Source organism: Bifidobacterium callitrichidarum, assembly GCF_003129905.1.
Lineage (GTDB): Bacteria > Actinomycetota > Actinomycetes > Actinomycetales > Bifidobacteriaceae > Bifidobacterium > Bifidobacterium callitrichidarum.
Genome location: NZ_QFFM01000020.1, coordinates 1 through 24,297 on the forward strand (window position 1 = coordinate 1; position 24,297 = coordinate 24,297).

Annotated in this window: 17 protein-coding genes; 3 read left to right on the top strand and 14 right to left on the bottom strand. The window is 64.3% G+C overall.

The features are described 5' to 3' along the window. Positions 1-336 precede the first annotated feature (336 nt). Complete coding sequence (gene phnX, locus DF196_RS09410; RefSeq protein WP_109057579.1) at positions 337-1,119, top strand: phosphonoacetaldehyde hydrolase; 783 nt, start codon at positions 337-339, stop codon at positions 1,117-1,119. A gap of 87 nt (positions 1,120-1,206) precedes the next feature. Here phnX and DF196_RS09415 read toward each other — a convergent pair whose 3' ends face one another. From DF196_RS09415 to alr, 9 genes are all read right to left on the bottom strand, one after another. Further along, complete coding sequence (locus DF196_RS09415) at positions 1,207-2,925, bottom strand: aminotransferase-like domain-containing protein (RefSeq protein WP_109057580.1); 1,719 nt, start codon at positions 2,923-2,925, stop codon at positions 1,207-1,209. A 202-nt stretch (positions 2,926-3,127) separates the two neighbouring features. After that, a complete protein-coding gene (pdxT, locus tag DF196_RS09420; RefSeq protein ID WP_109057581.1) occupies positions 3,128-3,772 on the bottom strand; it encodes a pyridoxal 5'-phosphate synthase glutaminase subunit PdxT in 645 nt (214 codons plus the stop codon). Positions 3,773-3,992: 220 nt separating this feature from the next. Continuing rightward, positions 3,993-4,868 carry a pyridoxal 5'-phosphate synthase lyase subunit PdxS gene (gene pdxS, locus DF196_RS09425; RefSeq protein WP_109057582.1) on the bottom strand — a complete coding sequence of 292 codons (876 nt, stop codon included), beginning with the start codon at positions 4,866-4,868 and terminating at the stop codon, positions 3,993-3,995. A 247-nt stretch (positions 4,869-5,115) separates the two neighbouring features. After that, on the bottom strand, positions 5,116-5,316 hold the full coding sequence (locus DF196_RS09430; RefSeq protein WP_277745566.1) for a helix-turn-helix domain-containing protein: 201 nt from the start codon (positions 5,314-5,316) through the stop codon (positions 5,116-5,118). 62 nt (positions 5,317-5,378) lie between these two features. Further along, positions 5,379-6,026 carry a hypothetical protein gene (locus DF196_RS09435; RefSeq protein WP_241519675.1) on the bottom strand — a complete coding sequence of 216 codons (648 nt, stop codon included), beginning with the start codon at positions 6,024-6,026 and terminating at the stop codon, positions 5,379-5,381. A 329-nt stretch (positions 6,027-6,355) separates the two neighbouring features. Next, positions 6,356-9,274, bottom strand: a complete 2,919-nt coding sequence (locus DF196_RS09440; RefSeq protein WP_109057584.1) for a transglutaminase domain-containing protein — start codon at positions 9,272-9,274, stop codon at positions 6,356-6,358. Positions 9,275-9,497: 223 nt separating this feature from the next. Next, entirely contained in the window at positions 9,498-11,600 is a 2,103-nt protein-coding gene (gene dnaG / locus DF196_RS09445; RefSeq protein ID WP_109057585.1) for a DNA primase, read from the bottom strand. A 236-nt stretch (positions 11,601-11,836) separates the two neighbouring features. Then, entirely contained in the window at positions 11,837-13,123 is a 1,287-nt protein-coding gene (locus tag DF196_RS09450; RefSeq protein ID WP_109057586.1) for a deoxyguanosinetriphosphate triphosphohydrolase, read from the bottom strand. Positions 13,124-13,411: 288 nt separating this feature from the next. Further along, positions 13,412-14,770, bottom strand: coding sequence for an alanine racemase (alr, locus tag DF196_RS09455; RefSeq protein ID WP_109057587.1), 1,359 nt, complete (start codon positions 14,768-14,770; stop codon positions 13,412-13,414). A 309-nt stretch (positions 14,771-15,079) separates the two neighbouring features. On the opposite strand from alr, the gene DF196_RS09460 reads away from it, so the two are divergent. Then, positions 15,080-16,534 (top strand): APC family permease, encoded by a 1,455-nt coding sequence (locus DF196_RS09460; RefSeq protein WP_109057588.1) that lies wholly within the window; start codon positions 15,080-15,082, stop codon positions 16,532-16,534. Between the two features lie 84 nt (positions 16,535-16,618). On the opposite strand, the gene DF196_RS09465 is transcribed toward DF196_RS09460, so the two are convergent. The 3 genes from DF196_RS09465 to DF196_RS09475 all read right to left on the bottom strand — a co-directional run bounded on the left by DF196_RS09465 (position 16,619) and on the right by DF196_RS09475 (position 19,620). After that, positions 16,619-17,161 carry a GNAT family N-acetyltransferase gene (locus DF196_RS09465; protein ID WP_109057589.1) on the bottom strand — a complete coding sequence of 181 codons (543 nt, stop codon included), beginning with the start codon at positions 17,159-17,161 and terminating at the stop codon, positions 16,619-16,621. A 138-nt stretch (positions 17,162-17,299) separates the two neighbouring features. Continuing rightward, positions 17,300-17,806, bottom strand: coding sequence for an S-ribosylhomocysteine lyase (locus DF196_RS09470; RefSeq protein WP_109057590.1), 507 nt, complete (start codon positions 17,804-17,806; stop codon positions 17,300-17,302). 155 nt (positions 17,807-17,961) lie between these two features. Next, positions 17,962-19,620, bottom strand: a complete 1,659-nt coding sequence (locus DF196_RS09475) for a L,D-transpeptidase (RefSeq protein ID WP_109057591.1) — start codon at positions 19,618-19,620, stop codon at positions 17,962-17,964. A gap of 203 nt (positions 19,621-19,823) precedes the next feature. Between DF196_RS09475 and recQ the strand changes: the two genes are divergently transcribed. Next, entirely contained in the window at positions 19,824-21,755 is a 1,932-nt protein-coding gene (gene recQ, locus DF196_RS09480; RefSeq protein ID WP_109057592.1) for a DNA helicase RecQ, read from the top strand. Between the two features lie 59 nt (positions 21,756-21,814). On the opposite strand, the gene DF196_RS09485 is transcribed toward recQ, so the two are convergent. Together DF196_RS09485 and DF196_RS09490 are read right to left on the bottom strand one after the other, a co-directional pair. Further along, a complete protein-coding gene (locus DF196_RS09485) occupies positions 21,815-22,999 on the bottom strand; it encodes a cystathionine gamma-synthase (protein ID WP_109057593.1) in 1,185 nt (394 codons plus the stop codon). Between the two features lie 138 nt (positions 23,000-23,137). Beyond that, positions 23,138-24,160 carry a pyridoxal-phosphate dependent enzyme gene (locus tag DF196_RS09490; RefSeq protein ID WP_109057594.1) on the bottom strand — a complete coding sequence of 341 codons (1,023 nt, stop codon included), beginning with the start codon at positions 24,158-24,160 and terminating at the stop codon, positions 23,138-23,140. Positions 24,161-24,297 lie beyond the last annotated feature (137 nt).

Sequence of the window (24,297 nt, forward strand, 5' to 3'; positions counted from 1 at the left end):
AGAAGGTGACCGAGCTGCTGGCCCTGTACATGGGTGAGCGCGGTCTGCTGAAGGCCGCCACCGGTTCTGATTCCGTGCCGGAGGCCATCGCCGCGATGGACGCCGCGGGCGCCCCGATCAAGGCCGCCGCCCCCGCCGGAGTCAAGCTCGTCGCCTGAATCCTGACGGCTTGGCGGTGCGGTGTGCGTCTCCCGACACACTCAAGGCCGTTTGGCCTCGCTCCGGCGCGTGCTCGCAGAGCTTAGCACACGCCTGCGCTGCTTACAGTCGGGCGACGCACACCGCACCGCCAAGCCTTCCGCATGACATTCATTCGATGACCAAAAAGGAAATACAATGACCAACCGTTTTGAAGCTGTTATTTTCGATTGGGCCGGCACCACCGTGGATTACGGCTGCTTCGCGCCGGTGCGCGCCTTCCAGGAGGCGTTCAAGGAATTCGGCGTCACGCCCACCATGGACGAGACCCGCAAGCCGATGGGCATGCTCAAGCACGACCACATCAACACCATGTTGCACATGAACCGCATCGCCCGCACCTGGGAGGATGCCCACGGCACCGCCCCCACGGATGCGGATGTGGATGCCGTCTACAGCCACTTCGAGCCGAAGCTGCTGTCCATTCTCGACAATTACGCCGACCCCAAGCCGGGCGTAATCGAGGCCGTGGCCGCTCTGCGCGATGTGGGCATCAAAATCGGCTCCACCACCGGCTACACGGACAAGATGATGGAGATCGTGGTGCCGAAGGCCGCCGAGAACGGCTACTCCCCCGACTTCTGGATCAGCCCGGACGGCACAAACGGCTTCGGTCGCCCCTACCCGTACATGGTCTTCCGCAATCTCGAGAAGCTGGGCGTGACCGACGTGCGCCGCGCCGCCAAGGTGGGCGACACCCTTTCCGACATCCGCGAGGGCAAGAACGCCGGCGTGTTCACCATCGGCGTGACCGAGGGCAGCTCGCAGATGGCGTTGAGCCAGGACGAGTTCGAGGCGCTGTCCGAAGCCGGCAAGGCGCAGGCCCGTGCCGCCGCTCGCGAGGCGTTCGTGAACGCCGGTGCCGACGCCGTCATCGACACGATGGCCGAACTGCCGACGCTCCTCGCTCAGATTGCCTGAGCCGGTTCCTCGTCGCTTCCGGATTCACCTGCTTAAGCCCTCTGTTTCATGCATCGATGCAATGCATGAAACAGAGGGCTTTTCCGTTCAGAACCTCGTCACCGTCTCGCCGATGATGCGGATGCCGCGCTCGATGTCCACAGCGGCCGGACGCACGAAGTTGAGTCGGATGTGGGAGTCGTCCATCTCATCGACGTCGAAAACGCTGCCCGGCATGAAGGTGACGCCCTTCGCACGGCAGGCGTCCAGCACATCCAGCGAACGCACGCCTGGGGACAACGCGGCCCACAGGTAGTATCCACCCTCCGGTACGGCCCAGCGCATGCCGGCCGGGGCGAACCGTTCCAATGCCACGACCGCCGCATCGCGTCTGCCTCGATATGAGGCCGTCAACGTACGGACGTGCTCGGCGACGCGGCCTTCCTTGAGCAGTTCCAGGCAGATGCGCTGCGAGGACGTGCTCGTATGCTGGTCCACCATGCGTCTCAGGCCAGCCAGACGGTTGATCACATGCGGATCCGCCACGATCCAGCCGGTCCGCAGGCCCGAGGTCACGGTTTTCGAGAATGTGGACAGGTACATCACGTATCCCGCGTTCTCCATGCCTTTGAGCGGTATCGGGCGCCGTTCTTTCCCTGCAGCGACACTATGGCCGATGGCGCCGCGCGAAGCGGCTTCGTCATCGGCGATATCCCCGTCGGTTCGGTCGGCGGTTTGGGAATCATGCGAATCCGCCATCGCTGGCCCGTACCACAGGTCGCCGTAGGCGTCGTCCTCGATGATGAGGCATTGGTAACGACGAGCCACATCGATGAGTTCGCCGCGGCGTTCGGCCGGCATTGTGGTACCGGTGGGGTTCTGGAAGGTGGGGATGGTGTAGATGAGCTTGGGGTGGAATCGCGCACAGTAGCCGTCCAGCAGGTCGGTGCGCATGCCGTGCTCGTCCATGGGCACGCCGATGATGCGCGCGTCGGCGGAGTGGAAGGCCTGTAGCGCCGGGAAGAACGTGGATTGTTCGACCAGCACGCAGTCGCCGGGGTTGACGAACGCGCGCACGCACAGGTCGATGCCCTGTTCGGACCCGGAGAGCACCATCACGTTGCGTACGTCGCACTGCACGCCGCGGTCGCGCATGTGTTCGGCGAGCAGGTCGCGCAGTTCCGCGAAGCCTTCTATGGGCGATTCTGGCTGGCCGTCGAATTCGTGCGAGGCGAACGCCTCGATGCTCACCGCACGCAGGAGGTCGTCCGGGATGTCGGCCGGGTTGGGCGAGCCGGTGGCGAAGTCGATCACCGTGTCGCCGCGTTGCGCGCGCTCGGCGGAGGCGATGTCGTGATAGGTGAACCGGTTGGAGTAGTCGGAGAACAATACGGACCACGGCGGGCGCGCCACAATCGGTTCGGTAGCCTCCGGAAGCTCGTGCCGTGCCAGTCGTACGGGAGATTGCGTGGATTGCGATGCATCCGAACGCGACGATGCCGATGATGACGTCGATTGCGGCGATGGTGCCGTCATCGGCGCCGAGGACGTTGCCGTGGGACGCGATGCCGATGAGGTCGGCACTTCGCCGCGCGGTAGCACGAAGGTGCCTTTGCCGACCTTGGATGCGATGAGGCCTTCGTCCTTCAGCTGTTGATAGGCCTGCAAGATGGTGGTGCGGTTGACTTCGAGGCGTGCGGCGAGCTCGCGCTCGGGCGGCAGACGGTATCCTTCGGCGAGTGTGCCGGAGACGATCTGCTCGCGCAGTTCGGCGGCCAGTTGCCGGTACATCGGCATGCTGCTGTGCCGATTGAGTTCCAGTCGCATGTCCGCCGCCTTCCTTTTGTGTCATGGGCCGTCGCCGCACCCTGTGGACCATGATATGCGGCGCGGCAAGTGCCCATGGTGTAGGGAAGTTCCCATGATGTAGGGAGCGGTTTTAGGGAAATGGCGGAATTCCGCCGTTTTACATCCCTACATCATGCGGGAATCCCTACACCATGGGATTTTCCCTACCGCACGGGAGTTCCTACAGCGAAAGGAACAGCTCGTGGATACGGGTGTCGTCCGTAAGCTCCGGGTGGAACGCGGTGGCGAGGATGTTGCCCTGACGCAGGGCCACCGGATGGCCGTCCACCTCGGTCTCCACGGTGGCGTCCGGACCCACGGAGACCACGTACGGCCCGCGGATGAACACCAGCGGGAAATCGGCGATGTACGCCTTGTCGCCGTCGCCGGGCTTGCCGAAGTCGGCGGTGGCGGCGAAGCTGCCGAGCTGACGACCGTAGGCGTTGCGACGCACCACGGCGTCGAGCGCGCCGAAGTACACGTTCGGGTCGTTGTCGAGCTTCTTGGCGAGCAGGATCATGCCGGCGCAGGTGCCGAACACCGGCTTGCCGGCCTTGATGTGCGCGTCGATCTTCTCGAACAGACCGGTGGAATGCAGCAGCTTGCCCTGCGTGGTGGACTCGCCACCGGGCAGGATCACGCGGTCGATGGACTCGTCGAAGTCCTCGGCGGCGCGCAGCAGCTTCCACGGCGCGCCCAGCTTGTCCAGCACGGCCGCGTGTTCGGCGAATGCGCCCTGGACGGCCAGGATGCCGGTCACGCCGTGCTTCGCGGATTCGGCGTCGTCGGATTCTTCCTTGGATATGTATTCAACAGCTACAACCATTGTTACCTCTTTTGCGATGCTCCCCTCAGTCGGCAAAGCCGACAGCTCCCCTCAGAGAAGGGAGCCGGAAGGGAAGGCCATCGTCATCTCTCTGCACAATGCTTCCTCAGTCAGCACCGCTGATAGCTCGTCCTGCAATTGAGTAGGCAATGTCCTCAGCGAAGGGAGCCAAGGGAGTTGTCAGGCTTCGACTTTCAGTCAGGGAGACCGGGAAGAACCGTCACTCGCCGCGGGCGGCCATGATGGTCTTGATCTCGTCCTCGTTGATGCCGACCATGGCCTCGCCCAGGTTCTCGGAGAGCTTGGCGAGCAGGTCGGCGTCCTGCCAGTTGGCGGTGGCCTTGACGATGGCGGCGGCGCGCTTGGCCGGGTCGCCGGACTTGAAGATGCCGGAACCCACGAACACGCCCTCGGCGCCGAGCTCCATCATCAGGGCGGCGTCGGCCGGGGTGGCCACGCCGCCGGCGGCGAAGTTGACGACCGGCAGACGGCCGTTGTCGTGGACGTACTTGGCCAGGTCGTACGGCACGGCGAGCTGCTTGGCGGCCTCGTAGACCTCGTCGTCGCGCAGGGAGACGAGCTCGTGGATCTGCTTGTTCATCGTGCGCATATGACGCACGGCCTGGATCACGTCGCCGGTGCCGGGCTCGCCCTTGGTGCGAATCATGGCGGCGCCTTCGGCGATGCGGCGCAGGGCCTCGCCCAGGTTCTTCGCGCCGCACACGAACGGCACGTCGAACTGGTTCTTGTCGATGTGGTAGACGTCGTCGGCGGGCGAAAGCACCTCGGACTCGTCGATGTAGTCGATGTCGATGGCCTGCAGGATGCGGGCCTCGGCGATGTGGCCGATGCGCACCTTGGCCATGACCGGGATGGACACGGCCTCCTGGATGCCCTTGATCATGGCCGGGTCGGACATGCGGGAGACGCCGCCGGCCGCGCGGATGTCGGCGGGGATGCGCTCCAGGGCCATCACGGCGCATGCGCCGGCGTCCTGGGCGATCTTCGCCTGTTCGGGCGTGGTCACGTCCATGATCACGCCGCCCTTGAGCATCTGGGCCAGATTACGGTTGAGTTCCGCACGATTCTGCGTCATTATTGTCCCCTTGTGTGCGATGTTGAACGGTTATCGACCTGCCCATTATCAGACGCGCACACACGGCGCATACCAAACCAGTCCAATTTGGATGGGGCCAATCCGGTGTTTCTTGACCCATCCAATTTACGGCGACACCAACGCCAACATTGGCATGACATCTCGTAGGACCACTCTTCAGTCGCCTTCAGCGACAGCTTGTCCTGCGGAGAACCGGAGAAGACCTACAAGGCCCAGCCAGCCCGGCTCACTCCTTGACGTACTCGAGGATGTCGCCGGGCTGGCAGTCGAGGGCCTCGCAGATTGCGGCGAGGGTCGAGAATCGGATGGCTGAGACACGGTTGTTCTTGATCTTCGAAAGGTTGACGTTGGTGATGCCCACCTGCTCGGCCAGCCAGTTCAGGGAACGTCCGCGCTCGACCATGACCCGGTCGAGACGCAGGACGATGCGGCCGCCCGCCTCAGCCCCGTCCCGCGACCCATCCGGGCCATCGATGCCACGCGCCTCGCTCACAGCAGTCCGTCCACTTCCCGCTCCAGCGACATGCCGTAGTCGAAGATGCGCACGAGCAGCAGCAACATGATGCCGATCATCACCAGCAGGCCGCTCATCCACAGGCTTGCGCTGCCGGACGCGCCGGCGATCGAGCAGACGATGTAGTTGACCAGCGCGACGACGGGCGCGGCGATGAGATACCAACCCATGCGGGAGAGCCGCTCCGCGATCACGGCGCGGAACGGCGAGGGAGAGGCCGGGTCGGCGTGCTCCACCCAGGTTTTCAGTTCGTCGCACAACGCGGCGACCTGGCCGAACGCCAGCGCCAGCAGGGCGTAGACGGCCGTACGGGCAAGACCTGTGGCAATGACGGCCACCGTATTGATCGGCGCGTCGTCATACGGCTGCAGGAAGATCGAATAGTCCAGTACCTGCCCGGTGAGACTGATGCTGAACACGCCTCCGACGCTGAGATCCAGCCGATTGTAGCCGGCGGTCAGTGTTCCGGATGCCACGATGAAGACCACCAGCACGATGGCGGTGACTGCGGCGGCGATCCAGAGGAACACCGTGCCGATGCGTGCGATGATAAGGGCCGCGGCGCCCGCGCGGCCCAGCATGTCAGCTCGTTTGGAAACGGAACGGCTAGTTGTCGTTGCCATGATGGACCTCCGTTCGGTATTGCCCGACGATTCTTCTCTGAGGGAACCGTTCAGTTCACATTCCTCAGAGCAAGGTGGGTGGGATAGTTCCATTATAGCATTTTTATCGTTTGTCGTTAAATGTTTAACGACAAACGACTATTACAAAGTTGGAATCAAGAAAGAACCCCAACTCATTCGCCACCAGCGACCGAAAACCATTGGCTCTGTTAAACCACGATTGACATGAATCCATGTCTGGCTACCCCTCAGTCGGCTTCGCCGACAGCTCCCCTGACAAGGGGAGCCGAGAATAAGGTCCATGTCAATCTTGGTTTAACTGAGCCAAATCATTTGTAGCGGGAAACCTGGGAGGCGAGGGTCCAGCGGTCCCAGCCGGTAAAGTGGTCGGTCACTTCGGACTGGGGTTTGAGCTGGTAGCGGTCGGACGCGGTGGTCCCGTCATCGTCCCACGTGGAGTCCATGACCAGCCATTGGCCGTCGATGTTCACGAAGTTCCAGGCATGACCGGCGCTGGACCCGCTCACATTGCCCGTCACCACGCGCGTGTCCAGCCCGGAGGCCTTGGCGAGCGCCTGATACGCATAAGCGTAGGCCATGCACACGCCCTTGCCGTTGACCACGCCGAACGAGCTCCACGCATCGGGATACTCCTTGCCGGAACCGGCGTTGTCGAACGAGCTGCCTCGACCGAAGCCGACGGCGGCATAGGCGTCGTAGTCGTAGGTGATATGCGCGGCGAGGAACTGGTCGATGGCGATGGCCTTGTCCCGGTCGCTGCCCTGGAACTGCCCGACAGCCGACTTGACGAACTGGTCAAGCTGCTGTTGACGGGACTGGTAGTCGTCCGCGTACTTGACCCACATCACCAGCTTGTCGCCCTTCTTGCGCACGGTGTATTGCACGGCGTCCGTGCTCACGCGCAGGTACGGGTTCTGGTAGATCACCTCGTCCATCACGTCCTCGGTGCTGGACTGGTATTCGTCGGTGGCGTATTTGCTGATGTCGATGACCTGGTGGCCGTTGAGGATGTTGTTGGCCAGGTACTTGCCGTAGTCGTTCGAGGCGAACGTGAAGTACGGCGATTCCTTGGTGTCCGAGTCGATCTTCTTGTCGTCGTATCCGGTCCAGTCCACGTCGCCGCTGGCGGCCCGCTGTCGGTCGAGCAGGCCGCCGGCCTTCGGCAGCGATTGGAGGGCGGTCTGCGTCACCTGCGGGAACACGGCGTTGAGGTCGCCTTCGTACCATACGCTGCCGGTGTCGCTCAGGAGCGTTCCGGGCGCGCTGTACGTGAACTCCCAGCTGCCGTCGCTGCCGTCCTTCCGGTGCAGGTCACTGAATTCGCTCGGGACCGGTACGGTGGCGCCGTTGGCCATCTGTACGAAGGTGTAGACGTAGGCCTCCATGTCCTGTTCGACGGTGTTGTCCTCGCCGAAGACGCCCCTGAGGTTGTACGACCATTGGTTTATCTGCGCCTGTCCGGCCACCCTGATGGGGATGGACGGCACCAAATCGTTGGCGTCCACGGCGTACCAGCGTCCTTCATGGCCGTCCGCGTCCACGGCGGTGACCACGAAGTAGAGCCTTCCGGCCGAATCCGCATCCCATGACCCGCCGGCGCGCTGCAACAGGTCGGCGCAGTATTCGTCCGAATCCTGCTGGCATCGGTCGATGCTGTCCTGGCTTTCGACCATTAACGATTGGAACGCCTCGTTCTGCCCGATGACCGCCGGACCCACGATGTCCGAATCGCGTTCCTTCGGCTTGTCATAGTCCTTGGAGAGCAGTTGCGTGGTCTTGGAGGTGCCGAGCTTCTTGATGGCGCCGTGTTCCTCCGAGTAGAAGGAGTCCCCCGGCTGGCCCACCTGCGGGTAGATGATGTAGGTGTAGACGTTGTACGACTTCGCGCCGTCCACCTTGTTCCAGGAGATGTCCACGCCGCCGTTCTCGTTGACGACGGACTGGATGTTGCGCACGACGGGCAGTCGTTCGATGTCCGTGTGTTCCTTGACACGGAAGAACTGGACGATGGGCTTGGCGAGCTTCTTGCCGTCCTCGCCGAGATATTGCACATAGTAGTAGCCGTCCGAGGGCAGGAATCCGCGGTCCTTGCCGATGCTGTCGCCGTGCTGCATGTCCTCGGGGATGTCCATGCTGCCGTCGATATCGATGGTGCCGGTGCCTTCCTTGTCTCCGATGGGTGTGCCGGCGAAGGTGTATGTGGGAATGGGTACCGACAGCGAGGAGTCCTGGAAGACGCGGGCGCTTTCCTCCGCGGACAGTTCCGCGCCCTTGAGTTCGAAGCCCATGCCGTCGCCGGCCACCACTTTGGCCGGATTCTTCAGGATGATGCGGAATTTGTAGTACGTATCCACGGCGATGGGGTCGCGCAGGTCGTACTGGTCAGCGGGCATGCCGGCGTAGGCCTGCTCCTTGGTGGGCAGGGTGGAGTCAGCCATGATGCCGTCCATGGCGCCGTCCGCCTTGAGCAGGAAGTAACTCACGGTGAACACCGAGGAGAAGACGAGGACGATTGCGGCGAGGATGGCGACGGGGATGAGCCAAGGCTTGCGTTTGGTGAGGCTGAGCGTGGGACCGCCGGGATATGCGGCGGCGTTGCCGCGTCTGTTCGATGTACGGTTTGCGCCGGCATGGGCTTTGTGAGAGGTTCGGTTCCGTCCGGCGGCGTTACCGGTGGAGAAAGACGCGGACGGATCCACGGGATATGGTGCCTGCCGCGGCATTGCAGGCTGGCCGGGCATGGGCTGCCATTGTTGCGGCGGCTGCTGGCCGGTGAGTGGCTGCTGGCCGGGGACCGGTTGCTGGGGATATTGATATTGCGGCCATGCGGCCGGTTGCTGCTGCGGGTATTGCGGTGGGTATTGGTATTGCGGACCGGGAGCCGACTGCGCGAATGGTTGTTGAGGCTGGGACTGTTGTGGAGCCCAAGCCGATGGCTGCTGCCGCTGAGGCGATGGCGCCTGCTGCGCGGACCACGGTTGCGTCGGCTGCTGCGACGGGCAGGGTGCGCCCGTCATCGGCGGCTGTGGTTGCGGAGATTGCGGGGGCTGTTGGTGCGGGTACTGCCGAGGCTGCTGCACCGCCGTCCATTGCCGGGCTGGATTCGCCATGGGTCGGTTCGGCCCGCCCTGGCCGGTCGACTGGAATTGGTTCTGATTCGACTGGAATTGGTTCTGATTCGACTGGCTTTGGTTCTGGTTATGGCTGTCTTGCTGCGGATCCGCCATGGATTCCCCTTCCACCCGCCCGGGCCGGCTGCTTGCCGGTTCCGGGCACCCCATTGTTTGCGTTCCACTCCACTCCTGTGTTGGGCACGAGCTTAGCACTCGGATGTTGCCTTGTCAGGAGGGTGCTGTCACTTTCCCACGTTGACAAGATCAATCGGCGTTATAGGCCTCCCCAGTTGGCCTACGCCGAAGGCCCCTCTCCTAGGGAGCCGAGACCAACCTCCTATCCGATGGTGTTGCCGTAGACCTGGGCTTGGAGGTCCTTACGGGCGGTCTCCATGCGGGCGATCTGGCCGAGGAGGGCGATTTTCTCCTCGCCGTCCGGCAATTGGGCCATGCGGCGCTTCGCCAGACCGATCTGGCGCATGAAGCCCATGTCCAGCAGGCGGGTGAGCAGCTCGGCGGCGTACCGCTGCTCCTCCTTGGTGGCCGGGCGCAGCTGCACGGCCGCCGCGCCTCCCGGCATGCCCTGCGCGTTCGGCTGGGGTGGCTGGGCGCCCGTGCCCTTGTCGTCGCCGGGCAAAGGCAACGGCATCACGGCCAGTTCGTTGATCACCTGGTTGAGCATCGGCCCGCCGGCCTTGGTGAGGTTGTGTATCCACAGGCCCTGCGGGGTGTCATCGGACGGCAATCCCCCGGCCGCCGCGATGGCCTGGAACAACGTACGGAACACCGGGCTCATGAAATGGTCCAGCGTGAGCTGTCCGAACATGGTGCGGTCGATGGCGCGCGGCACCTGGATGAGCGTGGCCATGAACTGCTGTTCGGCGATGAATACGGCATCATCGATCTTGAAATACGCCTGTTCGGCGGCGTCACGGCGTTCCAGCGCCTTGCGCGCGGCCGGATTGGCGTATGGGTTGGCGCCCGGCTCCATGCGCAGCTCGTCCTCGCGGGCGAACCGGCGGCGCGAGGCGTAGGCGTCCTCATCCCTCACATGCAGCTGGCGACGCGCGGACATGACCTCGCGGCGCATCACTTCCAGATCCACGCCGATGCGGCCGGCGGCCTTGCGCGCATAGGCGTCCCACAGGGAACGGTCGCGGATCTGCGCCACCAGCGGAGCCACGGCCTTCATGGCACCCACCTGACCAGGCGTGTAGGTCAGGTCAAAACGGTTGATGGCCGCGTCGATCACGAAGTCATAGAGCGGCTTGGCCCGTGCGATAAGCGAGCGCACGGCCTCATTGCCCCGTTCGATCCTCAGGTCGCACGGGTCGAGGTTGTCGTCCGCCACGGCCACGAAGGTCTGCGAAAGGAACGCCGAATCGAGGCCGAAGGCGTGCAGGGCTGCCTTCTGGCCTGCCGCATCGCCATCGAACGTGAACACGATGCGCGAGCTCAACGGCTGGTCCTTGACCTTGAGCGGTCCGACCAGCTGGACCGCGCCCAGCGAGTCGTCGGCGATGAGTCGACGCACGATCTTGGCGTGTTCGGCACCGAACGCCGTGCCGCAGGTGGCGATGGCCGTGTCGATGCCGGCCAGATGCATGGCCATCACGTCCGTGTATCCCTCGACGATGACCACCTGGCGCTTCTTGACGATGGCGGACTTGGCCAGATCGATGCCGTAGAGCACCTGGGTCTTGCGGTAGAGCTGCGTGTCCGGCGTGTTGATGTACTTGGCGGCGATCTGGTCGTCCTCGTACAGCTTGCGCGCGCCGAAGCCGAGCGTGCGTCCGGTCGAATCGCGGATGGGCCAGGTCACACGGCCGCGGAAGTAGTCGTAGATGCCGCGCTGGCCCTGACGCGCGAGGCCGGCGTCCAGGATCTCCTTCTGCGTGAAGCCCTTGGAGGACAGGTGACGCACGAGGTTGTCCCAGCCTTGGGGCGCGTAGCCGCAGCCGAACCGCTCGCAGTCAGCCTGGGAGAAGTTGCGCCCGCCGAGGAGCTTGCGCGCGGGAAGGGCCTCCTTGGTGAGGATCTGCGAGACGAAGAAGCGCTGCGCCTCCTCGCAGGCCTCCAGCAGGCGGGTGCGTTTGGAACCGGTGCCGTCCGGCTGTCCGGGCGTCTTGCCGGAGTTCTCGTAATGCAGTTCGATGTGGTATTTGTCCGCGAGCAGTTCCACGGCCTCACGGAAGTCGATGTTCTCGGCTTGCTCCACGAATTTGAACACGTCGCCGCCCAGACCGCAGCCGAAGCAGTGCCAGACGCCGAGCGAGGGGCGCACGTTGAAGCTGCCGGTCTTCTCGTCATGGAAGGGGCACAGGCCCACGAACGTGCCGGTGCCCGAAGGCTTGAGCGTTACGGTCGCGGATACGATGTCATACAGGTCCGCGGCGGCGCGCACCTTCTCAACGTCTTCCTTCTTAATCATCCCGACCATAGTTCTCTAGAGTACCGCCTGGTTCGGGACACGGTAAAATTTTACCGACTCTTCTTCGGCTCCCTTTCCTGAGAGGCGCAGTTCACCTACAGGGACTCCCCTCAGTCTCGCTTCGCGAGCCAGCTCCCCTCAGAGAGGGGAGCCTTTGCGGCACAGCCGCTCACCTCGCCTACGGGAAGTTCACCGGGCCTTCCCTCTTCACGACTCGCCCCTCAAGGAGGGAGCCGCGAAGTACATCAGCACAAAATGGAGTGGAGGGCGAGGGCGGAGTTGTCGGTCAGGGTGGCGACCTGGTCGACGGCCACGCGCAGGCGTTCGTCGTCGTTGGTGGATTCGTACCAGTCGTCCAGGAACTGGTCCTCCAGCGCATCGGATGGCTTGGGCGATCCGGCCATGAGCACGTCGATCAGGTCCTCCACGATCTTCAACTCCTGCTCGTGGAACGGCTCGCGTTCCTTCGGTGCCATCACGAAGTACACGGCGATGCCCTTCAGCGCTACGATCTCGTATGAGGTCTCTTCCGGAATCACGATGTTCGCGGAATACCGGGTCAGCGGACCCGTACCGTAAGTATCGCGGGTGGCGGTCTCGACGGCCCAACAGAACCGGCCGATGAGGTCGGAGGCGATGTTCTTCAGTTCCGCGAGCGCCCTGCGCGATCCGTTGAAATGCGACGGGAACAGCTGCTCGCGGCGCAGACGGCGGTAGGCGCCGATCAGTCTGTCCGGATCCCATTGGGGACCGTACCAGGCGCGCGTGGCCTCGACGATGCGGTCCAGCATGCGCGAATCGGTGAGCACTATCGGGTCGAACGCGCCGGTGGCGATGGAATCCTCAACGTCATGCACGGAGTAGGCGATGTCGTCCGAGAGGTCCATGATCTGGCATTCCATCGGCTTGGTGGCCGCGGGCGCTCCGGTCTTGAGCCAACGGAACACCGGCTCGTCGTCCGGGTAGACGCAGAATTTCTTGGAACGTTCGCCCTTGGGATGCTGATTCGCCTCGGCAAGCGTCCAAGGGTATTTGACGGCGGCGTCAAGGGCAGCACGGGTCAGGTTCACGCCGGCGGAGCGGCCGTCCGGGTGGAACACCTTGGGTTCCAGACGGGTCAGGATGCGCATGGTCTGCGCGTTGCCTTCGAATCCGCCGATATTGCGTGCGATGTTCGCAAGCGCGCGTTCCCCGTTGTGGCCGAACGGCGGATGGCCGAGGTCGTGGGCCAGGCAGGCGCAGTCGACCACGTCCGGGTCGCAGCCGAGCATCGTGCCGATCTGCCGGCCGATCTGGGCGACCTCCAGCGTGTGGGTGAGACGGGTGCGGGCGAAGTCATCGGTGCCGGCCACGAGGATCTGGCTTTTCGCGCCGAGCCTGCGCAGGGCCGAGGAGTGGATGAGCCGGGCCCGGTCGCGTTCGAAGGCGGTGCGGGATTTGGATTTCGGGGGTTCCGGGGCCCAGCGCTCCTCGTCGAAGGCGTTGTAGCCTTCGTCGCTCAGCACCGGCTCCCCGTCCCGCGTCGTTTCCATGGTTCCAGCATAAACAGATGCCCCGGCATTGCCGAACGGACGGGCGGCCAGGAACCGCGCCGCACGACGACGCCCCCGGTCGCGCGGCGAGGCGTCCGGGCAGCCCCATTGGCCCCGGCCGCGTTACTTCTTTCGAGATTCAGGCATACTTCGTGAAAAAGGAACGCTGAGATGCGGTCAGCGTTCCTTTTTCACGAAGTATGGGCGTATTACGAAAAAAGTAACGCGATACGCCCATCAATCACGGCAGCGACACCACACCATCGCGGCAACGCCGCCATACCGCCCTTACAGCAGCGAGGCCGGGTCGAGCTTGGCCAGGTCTTCGGCGGGCAGCACCTCGGCGGCGTGCTCGTAGAGGCGCGGGATGCGGTTGCGCAGGCAGGTGAAGATCTCGTAGCTGATGGTTTCGGCGGCGCGGGCCCAGTCGTCGGCGGTCGGCTCGGCGTAGTCCTCGCCGCGGCCCGGACCGAACAGTTCGACCGTATCGCCTTCGTGCACGCCGAGTTCGGCGGCGGAGCCGTGCAGGTCCACGATGAACTGGTCCATGCACACGCGGCCGCACACGCGCAGCAGGCGCGGGCCGGCGTTGGTCATGATGCGCACCGGGCCGCCCTCCTTCTCCACGTGCTTGGCGCCCTCCATGTCGAAGCCGGAGGCGGAGCGGTGGATGCCGTCGGCGTAACCCAGCGGCACGATGGCGGTGGAGGTGTTGTCCGGCGTGAGGTACGTGCGGCCGTAGGAGATGCCATGGCCGGCCTCCACATCCTTGACCGTGCCGAGCTGGGCCTGCAGACGCATGGCCGGGGTCAGATGCCAGTCGCGCGGGGTGCCCATGGCCGGGTCCGGCTCGTAGCCGTACAGGCCGATGCCGGGGCGGGTGAGTTCGAAGTGGATCTCCGGGCGGTCCAGCGTGGCCGCGGTGTTGGCCAGGTGACGGATCTCCGGCGGGATGCCGGCGGCCTCCATGCGGCGCGTGAAGTCCTTGAACGTTTCGATCTGACGGTCGGTGGAGGCCACGAATTCGGGCACGTCGGGCGAATCGGCCACCGCGAGATGACTCCACTGGCCCACGATGTGCAGCACGCCCTCCTTGGCGAGCGGCACCAGTTTGGCGAGGGCCGCGTCGAAGCCGGCCGGCGTGAAGCCGTTGCGTCCGAATCCGGAATCGACCTTGACGTGTACGCGCGCGGTCTTGCCGAGTTTGCGGGCGGCGGCGGCCACGGCGTCGATGCCCGGCAGGGAGCCCACGGACACATCGATATCGGCGGCGATCAGCTCGTCGAACGGTACTCGGGTGCCGTTGTAGACCCAGGTCAGGATGTGGCAACGGTCGGGGCCGATGCCGAGCTTGCGCAGCAGCAGCGCCTCATGCGACTGGGCGGTGCCGAGCCAGGTGGCGCCACCGGCGAGCGCGGCCAGGGCGGAGGGCAGCAGTCCGTGGCCGTAGGCGTCCGCCTTGACCACGCCCATCACCGCGGTGCCTGAGCCCGCGCCGCCCACCATGGAGACCAGGTGCGCCATGTTGTCCCGCATGGCTTTGAGGTCCACGATGGCCTGTGCGGGGTACTGCCGGAGGGCGGCCGCGTAATTGGCCTTGCCCTGCTCGGACGAGAATGCGATTTCGGGTGCTGCGTTCATGCTCATAGGCACCTATTGTTGCGCGACAATGTGACGTGTCCGTGGAGACGCCCGCGGCATCCGCTCGCGGTCAGCCCCGAATCCAGCCAAAATCCAGCGGATATCAACGGAAAAGTAACCCAAACGTTACACATGGACGCCCTGTATTACGGAATCGAAACGATGTTGTCCGCGCGTGCGGCGTAGACTGTCACAACTATACGGTTCACCGCATGATTATGCGCACCCGTTGTTGATTCCCGGCGTTGAGGCGTGCCGGGATCCCGGAAATCCGTCCGGTTTAGCCCCATAACCCAAGTTCACGAGAGAAGAACTATGGATCTCTTCCGTAAGAAAAACGTGGATCAGCTCGTATCCGAATCCACACCGCTCAAGCGCACCATGCACACGTTCGATCTGACGATGCTCGGCATCGGCGCGATCATCGGCACCGGTATCTTCGTGCTTACCGGCAAGGGCGCGCTCACCGCGGGCCCGGCGCTGTCCGTCTCATTCCTGCTGGCCGCCATCTGCTGCGGTTTCGCGGGCCTGTGCTACGCCGAATTCGCTTCCATGGCCCCGGTCTCCGGTTCGGCCTACTCCTACGCCTACCTGGCCTTCGGCGAGCTCATCGCCTTCATCATCGGCTGGGACCTCATCCTGGAATACGCCCTGCAGGCGGCCACCGTGTCCGCCGGCTGGTCCGGGTACTTCAACAAACTGCTTGAAGGCTTCGGCCTGCATCTGCCCGTGGAGCTCACCGCCGCATACGGCACCACTCCGGGCGTGACCACCTACTTCAATCTGCCCGGCTTCGTGATCGTGCTGCTGATTACGTGGGTGCTGTCCATCGGCATCAACCAGACCAAGCGCACCAATGACATCATGGTGATGATCAAGCTCGTCATCATCGTGCTGTTCATCATCTGCACCGTGTGGTTCGTGAACCCGGCCAACTGGCACCCGTTCTCCCCGTACGGCATCTACACGTTCCAGCCCGGCTCCACGCAGCCGTACGGCATCGTACCGGCCGCTTCCATCGTGTTCTTCAGCTTCATCGGCTTCGACGCCGTTTCCTCCTCCGCCGAGGAGACCGTGAACCCGAACAAGACGCTGCCGAAGGGCATTCTGCTCTCCCTGGCCATCTCCACCGTGCTGTACATCGTGATGACGCTCATCATGACCGGCGTGGTGCCGTACAAGGAGTTCGCGAACTTCATCGACGCCCCGGTGGCCGGCGTGATCCTGGCGACCGGCCTCAACTGGCTGGCCGTGATCGTGAACCTCGGCGCACTCATCGGCATGACCACGGTGATGCTCGTGCAGCTGTACGGCCAGTCCCGCATCTGCTACGCCATGAGCCGAGACGGCCTGTTCCCGGAGTTCTTCGGCCATGTACATGAGAAGTACCGCACGCCGTTCAAGGGCACCTGGTTCTTCGGCATCCTGACCGCCATCGCCGGTGGCTTCATCAACATCAACGTGCTGTTCGAGCTGGTGAACATCGGCACGCTGACCGCGTTCATCATCGTGTCCGCCGGCATCCTGTGGATGCGCAAGACGCAGCCGGACGCGCACCGCGGCTTCAAGGCCCCGCTCGTGCCGTTCACCCCGATCGTCTCCATCGTGTTCTGCTTCGTGCTCATCGCCGGCCTGAACTGGGAGACCTGGGTGCGGTTCGCCGTGTGGTTCGGCCTGGGTCTGATCGTGTACTTCGCGTACAGCCGCAAGCGTTCCAAGCTTGATCCGGCGAACGCGAAGGCAGAGGTCAAGGCCACCGCCGAGGCCTGATTTTCGGCGATTCCTGCCGAAATAACAACAAAAGCTCCTCTTCGTGAGGAGCTTTTTCGTATTGCGTGTTATTCCACGCTCAACTCACCACTCGTGGCGCTGGTAGGCGATTCTGGTGGTGTCGGTCGGACGGTCGAGCAACTGGATAAGGCCGCAGCGGGCGAAGCCGGAGCTTTCCAGCACATGCTGCATGGCCTTGTTGTTGGGATGGGTGTCGGCGCGCACGTTGCCGTAGTGCTTCAGGGCCCACTTGATGCAGTCGCGGGCCGCGTGCCGCACCAGGCCGGAGGAGGCGATGCGGTGAATGGTCACGTAGGAATCGTCGTCGAGCCAGGCGCCGTCGATGGTGGCGTACGTGGGGTCCTGCCCCGGACACAGGGCGAACTGGGCCAGGATGCGTTCGCGACCGTTGCATTCGTCCACGAGCAGCATGGTGCGCTGGTTGGCGATGTCGTCCAGGATCACGGATTCACGGGGGAATTCATGGCCCCACTGGGTGGGATTGCCGCTCGCGGCCATAAGCGCACGCGCATGGGCGTAGATTTTCTGCATCTGCGGGAAATCACGCATGGTGGCGTGGCGGAAGCGGCGGGGCGATGCCTTGCCCGTGGTGTTCGAATGGGTCACTGTTCACCTCTGACGATTCGCGAACGTCGCCGGCGCAAACGCCGGTGGACAACTGACGGCAAAACTACCATGTCATAGGCACAAGAAACCCCGCCCGCGTTACATGGCGGACGGGGTTCGGCCGGTTGTCGGACAGGTTCAGACGACCTTGCGTTCGAACGGGTCGGAGCTGATGCCCTCCTCGAGGATCTGCTTGGCCCATTCCTTGGCGGTGAACAGGCTGTGGTCGCGGTAGTTGCCGCAGCTCTTCTCGGTGGTGGCGGGCACGTCATCCCACGTGGCCTTGTAGGCGATGAACTCCAGCGATTCCTTCAGGGCCTTGGCCACCTCCTCGGTGGGATGCTCGCCCCAGGTCAGCAGATGGAAGCCGGTGCGGCAGCCGAACGGCGAGCAGTCGATGTAGCCCGGAATGCGTTCGCGCAGCAGCACGGCGATGGTGTGCTCGATGGTGTGCAGGCCGCCGGTGGGGATGGCCTGCTTGTTCGGCTGGGTCAGGCGCAGGTCGTAATTGGAGATCACGTCGCCGTGCGGGCCCTTCTCGGTGTCGATGTAACGCACGTACGGCGCCTTGACCTTGGTGTGATCCAGCTGGAAGCTCTCCACCACCGGCTTCTCGGCCGGCTGCGCGTTCGTCTCGTCCGTCATTCCGTTCCCCTTTCCGCATCGATGGCCGATGCGATTACAGGTATTGTGCATACGTCTGCAATCGTAGTCGCGATCGGCTGCTTGCGGCAGCCGCTTCGCTATAGGAATTGGTTAGGATGCGCTGATACCGGCTTCAGTTTCGGCGATTGCACCGATCAGTTGCCCCGCCAGCCGGTGGCGTCCGCTCCGGCGGCGCGGATGGCCTGACCGGAGGTCGGCGTCACGCCGTCCACCACGACCTTGGTGCCGATGGTGGCGAAGTCGTACATCCACTTGGCATCGGCCACCTGCATGTTGATGCAGCCGTGCGAACCGGGGATGCCCTGCTGCACGTAAATCGGGTGCTCGCCCCACATGTAGGCCGGGACACCGTGCAGGGCCTCGCCGCCGTTGTAGTACGAAACCCACGGCGTGTTCGGCTGGTTGTAGCCTTCGCCGGACATGGTCTGGGACTCGTACTTGAGGTACACGTAGAACGTGCCCGTGTCGGAAAGCATGGAGCCGTCGGCGGTGGGCTTGCCGGAGGCGATGAGGAAGGTCTTGACGGGAGTGGTGCCCTGGTAGGCGGTGGCGGTCTGGTTCGTCAGATCCACGTGGACCCACTTGTCGCCGTTGGCCACGTCAAAGTTGTGCGGCACCTCCACTTCCTTGACCTCGTACGGGCTGTCCGTGACGGCCACGGTCGAGTCGGTGGACTGGTTCTGCTCGATGGCGGTGGCCAGCTTGGCGGGCGCGTCGCCCACGCCGGTCACCTTGATGCCGTCCACGCCCAGCGTCTTGTCGGCGCCGATGCGCACGCCACCCTCGGACTTCGGGGTGATGTAGACCTCACGGTCCACCTTCTCCACGGTCAGTTCCTTGGTCACGGCGGCGCTGGACACGTAGGCGTTGATGGCGTCATGGTCGACGATCAGGCTCATCGTACCGGTCTTGAGGTCGGTGGTGGGCTTGAGGAACTTGGCGATCTGCTCCACCGGAATCGTGATGCTCTTGTTCACGCCGTTGTCCACGGTCAGGTTCAGGCCCAGACGCGCGTTGGCGTCGGCCGCGACCTGCTGGGCGCTGGCGGAATCGATCGGATTGGTGCCGGACTCCAGCTTGACCGCCACCGTGGTGTTGGTGCCGGGCGTGGCGACGGCCTGCTTGACGGCGGCCGTGACGGCCTGCATCTGCGGGGCCTTGCCGTCGTGTCCCTCGTCGAACACGAACTGCTTGGCATCCTTGTCGTAGGAGACGGTCGTGATCTTCACGCGATCGGACTCATCCACCAGGTTGTCGGTCACGTACTGCTCGGCCTTGGTGTCGTTCGTGGTGGCGGAGAGCGGGACGTGCACCTGGTTGAGGATGTTGAGCTTGGCGAAGTCGCCGGTCTTGGCGTTCATCAGCGCGTCCACGGTCTTGTCCGCGTCCGCGGTCACGCCCATATCGGCCAGCGAGGCCTCGGCGCTCTTGCCGTCGGCGGTGAAGGTCACGGTGGTAGTCTTCAGCTGCTGCTTGACGGTGTCCTTCAGTTCGTCACGGGTCTGGCCCATCACGGAGACATCGCCCAGATACACGCCGGGCGCGGCCTTGTCCTGGAAGTACCAGCGGCCGACGAAGAAGTATGCGATGAACGCGGCCAGAATCACCGCGAACACGGAAGCCAGCACCACGATCCAGGCCTTGCCGTGGCGCTTGGCGTGGGCCATGTGTCCACCTGCCTTGACCGCGTCATCGGCGGCGGCCATCTTGGGCATGCCGTCGAAGCCCACGGGGCGCAGCACGGCGGTCTGCTCGTCGTCCGGCCGCGGGAATGAAGTTGTTACGTCGGTCATATCCACCTTATTCTCTGAACAGCGTTCCTCGAAAAAAGACGTATAATATATCTTTTCCCTAGTCGCGATAGTAATACGGGCACGCTACCAGCCGGTTGCCACGCATGGAAATATGAGCCCGAAGCGCAACCGTTGTGAGCAAAGTCACGCGCGCGAAGGCGCCGCAACCCGTCCGCGCAAACCGAACGCTACACTGGTCAACTATGGCAGCACAGGACGCCTTGGGGGCACTCAACCAGTATTTCGGCTACGATTCGTTCCGTCCCGGCCAGCAGGGAATCGTCGAATCGTTGCTCGCCGGGCGCGACGTGCTCGGCGTGATGCCCACCGGCGCCGGCAAATCCGTGTGCTATCAGGTGCCCGCCGCGCTCATGAGCGGCGTGACGCTGGTGATTTCGCCGCTGATCTCCCTGATGCGCGACCAGGTGGACGCCCTGAACGACCTGGGCCTTGCCGCCGCGTTCGTCAACACCACGCAGACCCCGGACGAACAGTCGATGGTGCTCGCGCAGGCCGCCGCCGGCCAGGTGAAACTGCTGTACGTGGCCCCGGAACGCCTGGAAACCGGCCGGTTCCGTGATTTCGCCGCCCGTACGCCGATTTCGCTCATCGCCGTGGACGAGGCCCACTGCGTCTCCCAATGGGGACAGGATTTCCGTTCGTCCTACCTTGGCATCGGCGATTTCATCGCCTCGCTGCCGGTTCGTCCGCCGGTCGGCGCGTTCACCGCCACCGCCACCGAGCGCGTGCGGCGGGACATCGTCTCTATTCTGGGTCTGCGCGATCCGGCCGTGACCGTGACCGGCTTCGACCGGCCGAACCTGTACTTCGACGTGGTCAAACTGGAGACCAAGTACAAGGCCGCATGGGTGGCCAGCTACGTGGCCGACCATCCGGACGAGTCCGGCATCGTCTACTGCGCCACGCGCAAGGAGACCGAGGCGCTTGCCGCCACCCTGAGCCAGATGGGGCACCCGGCCGTGGCCTACCACGGCGGTATGGCGCCGGACTTGCGCGAACGGGCCCAGCGCGACTTCATCACCGACCAGGTGCCCGTGGTGGTGGCCACCAACGCCTTCGGCATGGGCATCGACAAGTCCAACGTGCGGTTCGTGATCCACCACAATATGCCCGAATCCATCGAGGCCTACTATCAGGAGGCCGGCCGCGCGGGCCGTGACGGCGAGCCCAGCCGTTGCACGTTGCTGTGGAACGAATCGGACATCGTGACCCGACGCCGGCTGCTGGACAGCGATTACGAGAACGAGCGTCTGACCCCTCAGGAGCAGGAGATCGTACGTCAGTCCAAACGCCGCCTGCTCGACGGCATGGTGGGCTATTGCCGCACCACGGACTGCCTGCACCGGTATATGACGCGGTATTTCGGGCAGGAGATCGGGACCGATTCGCCGGGCGAGGCCGGCGGCCCCCATCGTTGCGGTGCCTGTTCGAACTGCGAAAGCACGTTCGAGACCATCGATGTGACCCGTGTGGCCCAAGCCATCAGCCGCTGCGTGCATGACGTGAACCAGCGCGTGGGCTCGGGCAAGATCGTCAAGATCCTGCGCGGCTCCAAGGCGCAGGACCTCGCGTGGCTGAACCCAGAGCAGATGCCCACCTTCGGCATGCTCAAGGACGTGAACGAGGCCCGCATCCGCGACGTGCTGAGCCAGATGGCCACAGACGGCTACCTGTTCATCGCCGAGGGACGCCTGCCCATCGTGATGTTCGGCAAACGCGCCGCGGAGACCGCCGCGCCCGACTTCCACTACGAGATCAAGCGGGTGGAACGCAAGTCAGCGGCCGCCGGAGGTACGGGTTCCGGTCGAAGCCGCAACGCCGCGTCCGCCATGTCCGACGGCTCCGCGACCGGCCCGGCGCTCGGCTCGTACATCCCGGACGATGACGAGGAGGCGCTGTTCCAGAAGCTGCGCGAACTGCGCCGTACCATCGCCCAAGAGATCGGCAAGCCGCCGTACATCGTCTTCTCGGATAAGACCCTGCGCGATATGGCCCGTATCAAACCGGTCACCAACGCGCAGTTCCTGGCCGTCAACGGCGTGGGCCAGCACAAGCTCGACCTCTACGGCCAGCGCTTCATGCAGGCCGTCGCCTCGTTCAACGCAGGAGCGTGAGGAGGTGTGTGGCCGCCGCCGCTCTGCTGACAGCGGCAGCCGGCCACGCCCTGTAGTCATCACAGACGCTCCAACGCCTGCTTGAGGTCGGCGATGAGGTCGTCCGCGTTCTCGATGCCCACGGAGATGCGCACCAGGTTGGCGGGCACCTGCAGGGTGGTGCCGGACACGGAGGCGTGGGTCATGGCGGCCGGCACCTCGATGAGGCTTTCCACGCCGCCCAGCGACTCGGCCAGCGTGAAGATCTCGGTGTGATCCACGAACCGATTGGCCGCCTCGGCACCCGCGGCAAGCTGCACGGACACGATGCCGCCGAAGCCGCCATGCATCTGACGGGCGGCGATCTCATGGCCGGGGTGGGATTCGAGGCCCGGGTACCAGACGCGCTCGATCACGTCGGACGGCTGGGATTCCAGCCACTGGGCCACCTTGAGCGCGTTGGCGCTGTGGCGCTTGACGCGCAGGTCCAGGGTCTTGAGGCCGCGGATGTCCAGCCAGGAATCGAACGGGGAGGGCACGGCGCCGGCGGCGTTCTGCAGGAAGGCCACCTTCTCGCGGGTCTCCTCGTCGTTCAAAACCACGGCGCCGCCCACCACGTCGGAGTGGCCGCCGATGTACTTGGTGGTGGAGTAGACCACCGCGTCCGCGCCGTCATCCAGCGGGTGCTGCAGGGCCGGGGAGGCGAAGGTGTTGTCCACCACCACCTTGGTGCCGTACTTGTGCGCGACTTCGGCGGTGGCGGCGATGTCCGTGATGTTGAGCAGCGGGTTGGACGGCGTCTCCACCCACACGTACTTGTAGTGCTTGGAGGCCAGCGCCTGCTCGACGGCGGCCAGATCGGTGATGTCCACCACGTCCAGGCCGACGCCCCACGGCACGAACACCTTGGCGAGCAGACGGTAGGTGCCGCCGTACACGTCGTTGCCAAGCAGGATGTTGTCACCGGGCAGGATGGTGGAGCGCAGCAGCACGTCGATGGCGGCAAGGCCCGAGGAGAAGCTCAGCGCGTACTTGGCGCCTTCGACCGCGGCGAGCTGCTCGTCGAAGCTGGTGCGGGTGGGGTTGATGGAACGCGAGTAGTCGTGACCGCCCCTGAGGCCCAGCACGCCGTCCTGCTTGAAAGTGGAGGTGGCGAAGATCGGCGTCACCACGGCACCGGTGGTGGGGTCGGGCTCCTGGCCGGCGTGGATGGCACGGGTGGCGAGGGCGGTTTCGGCAAACTTGGCGTTGTATTCGGCGGACATGTTGGTTTTCCTTCTTATATCGATGAGTCTGTGAACGGGTTGGTTTGGATGCTGATGATGATTGACGGTCAGTCGTGAGGACTGCCGTGAGGGCCGTTGTGAGGACCGTTGTGAGGTCTGCTGTGCAGCGGCGGCGATTTACAGGTACTGTTCAGCCAGCGACGGCTTGGTGGTGCGGTCCACGATGTCGCCGTAGCCGTTGGCGCGCATCCAGTCGTCGTTGAAGATCTTCTCCAGGTAGCTGCGGCCGGAGTCCGGGGCGAGCACCACCACGAGCTGGTTCTCGTCCAGGTCGTTGGCGAGCGCGTACTTGATGGCGCTGGCCACGGCCATGCCGGAGGAGCCGCCCACGAGCAGCGCCTCCTCGCCGGCGAGTCGGCGGGTCATCTCGAAGGCCTCGGCGTCGCCCACCTTGACGATGTCGTCGGTGATGTTCCGGTCGAAGGCCTTGGGATAGAAGTCCTCCCCCACGCCCTCGATGTCGTACTGGTGGACGTCGGCCAGCGAGTCGGCGGAGTAGATGGAGCCTTCCGGATCGGAACCGATCACCTTGACCGCGCCGTTCGAGGCTTCCTTGAGGTACTTGCCGGTGCCGGAGATGGTGCCGCCGGTGCCGATGCCGGCCACGAAGTGCGTGACCTTGTGGTCCGTGGCCTCCCAGATCTCCGGGCCGGTGGTGTAGTAGTGGCTTTCCGGGCCGTTCGGGTTGTCGTACTGGTTCGGGCGGAAGCCGCCGGGGATCTCGTTGGCGAGTCGTTCGGCCACCTGGTAGTAGGAGCGCGGGTCGTCCGGGCCGGCGTCGGTGGGGGTCACGATGACTTCGGCGCCGTACGCGCGCAGCACGGCGCGCTTGGACTCGGAGACCTTGTCCGGCAGGGTGAAGATCGTGCGGTAGCCGCGCTGCTGGGCCACGAGAGCCAGGCCGACGCCGGTGTTGCCGGAGGTGGGTTCGACGATCACGCCGCCGGGCTTGAGCTGTCCGGAACGCTCGGCCGCGTCGATGATGCGCTCGGCGATGCGGTCCTTGGAGGAACCGCCGGGGTGGAAGTATTCGACCTTGACGTCGATGGTGGCCTTGACGCCGTCCGCCTGGGGAATGTGGTTGAGCTTTACGAGCGGGGTGTTGCCGATGAGTTCCGCGAGGCTGTTGTGAACGGTCATGTTGGGGTCCTTTGTCCGGTTTGGTTGGGTTGACGATGATGCGGTCTGCTGTTTTCGTGAACCGACGTTCCCGGACGGGCGGCCATTGACTGGTGATTGATCGGAGCATCCGCCCTTCTCGCATAAGGGGTATGCCG

What these genes read in the sequence shown, in the direction of transcription:
- phnX (WP_109057579.1), top strand. Translation starts at nt 337, where the DNA reads ATGACCAACCGTTTTGAAGCTGTTATTTTCGATTGGGCCGGCACCACC.
- DF196_RS09415 (WP_109057580.1), bottom strand. Translation starts at nt 2,925, where the DNA reads ATGCGACTGGAACTCAATCGGCACAGCAGCATGCCGATGTACCGGCAA.
- pdxT (WP_109057581.1), bottom strand. Translation starts at nt 3,772, where the DNA reads ATGGTTGTAGCTGTTGAATACATATCCAAGGAAGAATCCGACGACGCC.
- pdxS (WP_109057582.1), bottom strand. Translation starts at nt 4,868, where the DNA reads ATGACGCAGAATCGTGCGGAACTCAACCGTAATCTGGCCCAGATGCTC.
- DF196_RS09435 (WP_241519675.1), bottom strand. Translation starts at nt 6,026, where the DNA reads ATGGCAACGACAACTAGCCGTTCCGTTTCCAAACGAGCTGACATGCTG.
- DF196_RS09440 (WP_109057584.1), bottom strand. Translation starts at nt 9,274, where the DNA reads ATGGCGGATCCGCAGCAAGACAGCCATAACCAGAACCAAAGCCAGTCG.
- dnaG (WP_109057585.1), bottom strand. Translation starts at nt 11,600, where the DNA reads ATGGTCGGGATGATTAAGAAGGAAGACGTTGAGAAGGTGCGCGCCGCC.
- DF196_RS09450 (WP_109057586.1), bottom strand. Translation starts at nt 13,123, where the DNA reads ATGGAAACGACGCGGGACGGGGAGCCGGTGCTGAGCGACGAAGGCTAC.
- alr (WP_109057587.1), bottom strand. Translation starts at nt 14,770, where the DNA reads ATGAGCATGAACGCAGCACCCGAAATCGCATTCTCGTCCGAGCAGGGC.
- DF196_RS09460 (WP_109057588.1), top strand. Translation starts at nt 15,080, where the DNA reads ATGGATCTCTTCCGTAAGAAAAACGTGGATCAGCTCGTATCCGAATCC.
- DF196_RS09470 (WP_109057590.1), bottom strand. Translation starts at nt 17,806, where the DNA reads ATGACGGACGAGACGAACGCGCAGCCGGCCGAGAAGCCGGTGGTGGAG.
- DF196_RS09475 (WP_109057591.1), bottom strand. Translation starts at nt 19,620, where the DNA reads ATGACCGACGTAACAACTTCATTCCCGCGGCCGGACGACGAGCAGACC.
- recQ (WP_109057592.1), top strand. Translation starts at nt 19,824, where the DNA reads ATGGCAGCACAGGACGCCTTGGGGGCACTCAACCAGTATTTCGGCTAC.
- DF196_RS09485 (WP_109057593.1), bottom strand. Translation starts at nt 22,999, where the DNA reads ATGTCCGCCGAATACAACGCCAAGTTTGCCGAAACCGCCCTCGCCACC.
- DF196_RS09490 (WP_109057594.1), bottom strand. Translation starts at nt 24,160, where the DNA reads ATGACCGTTCACAACAGCCTCGCGGAACTCATCGGCAACACCCCGCTC.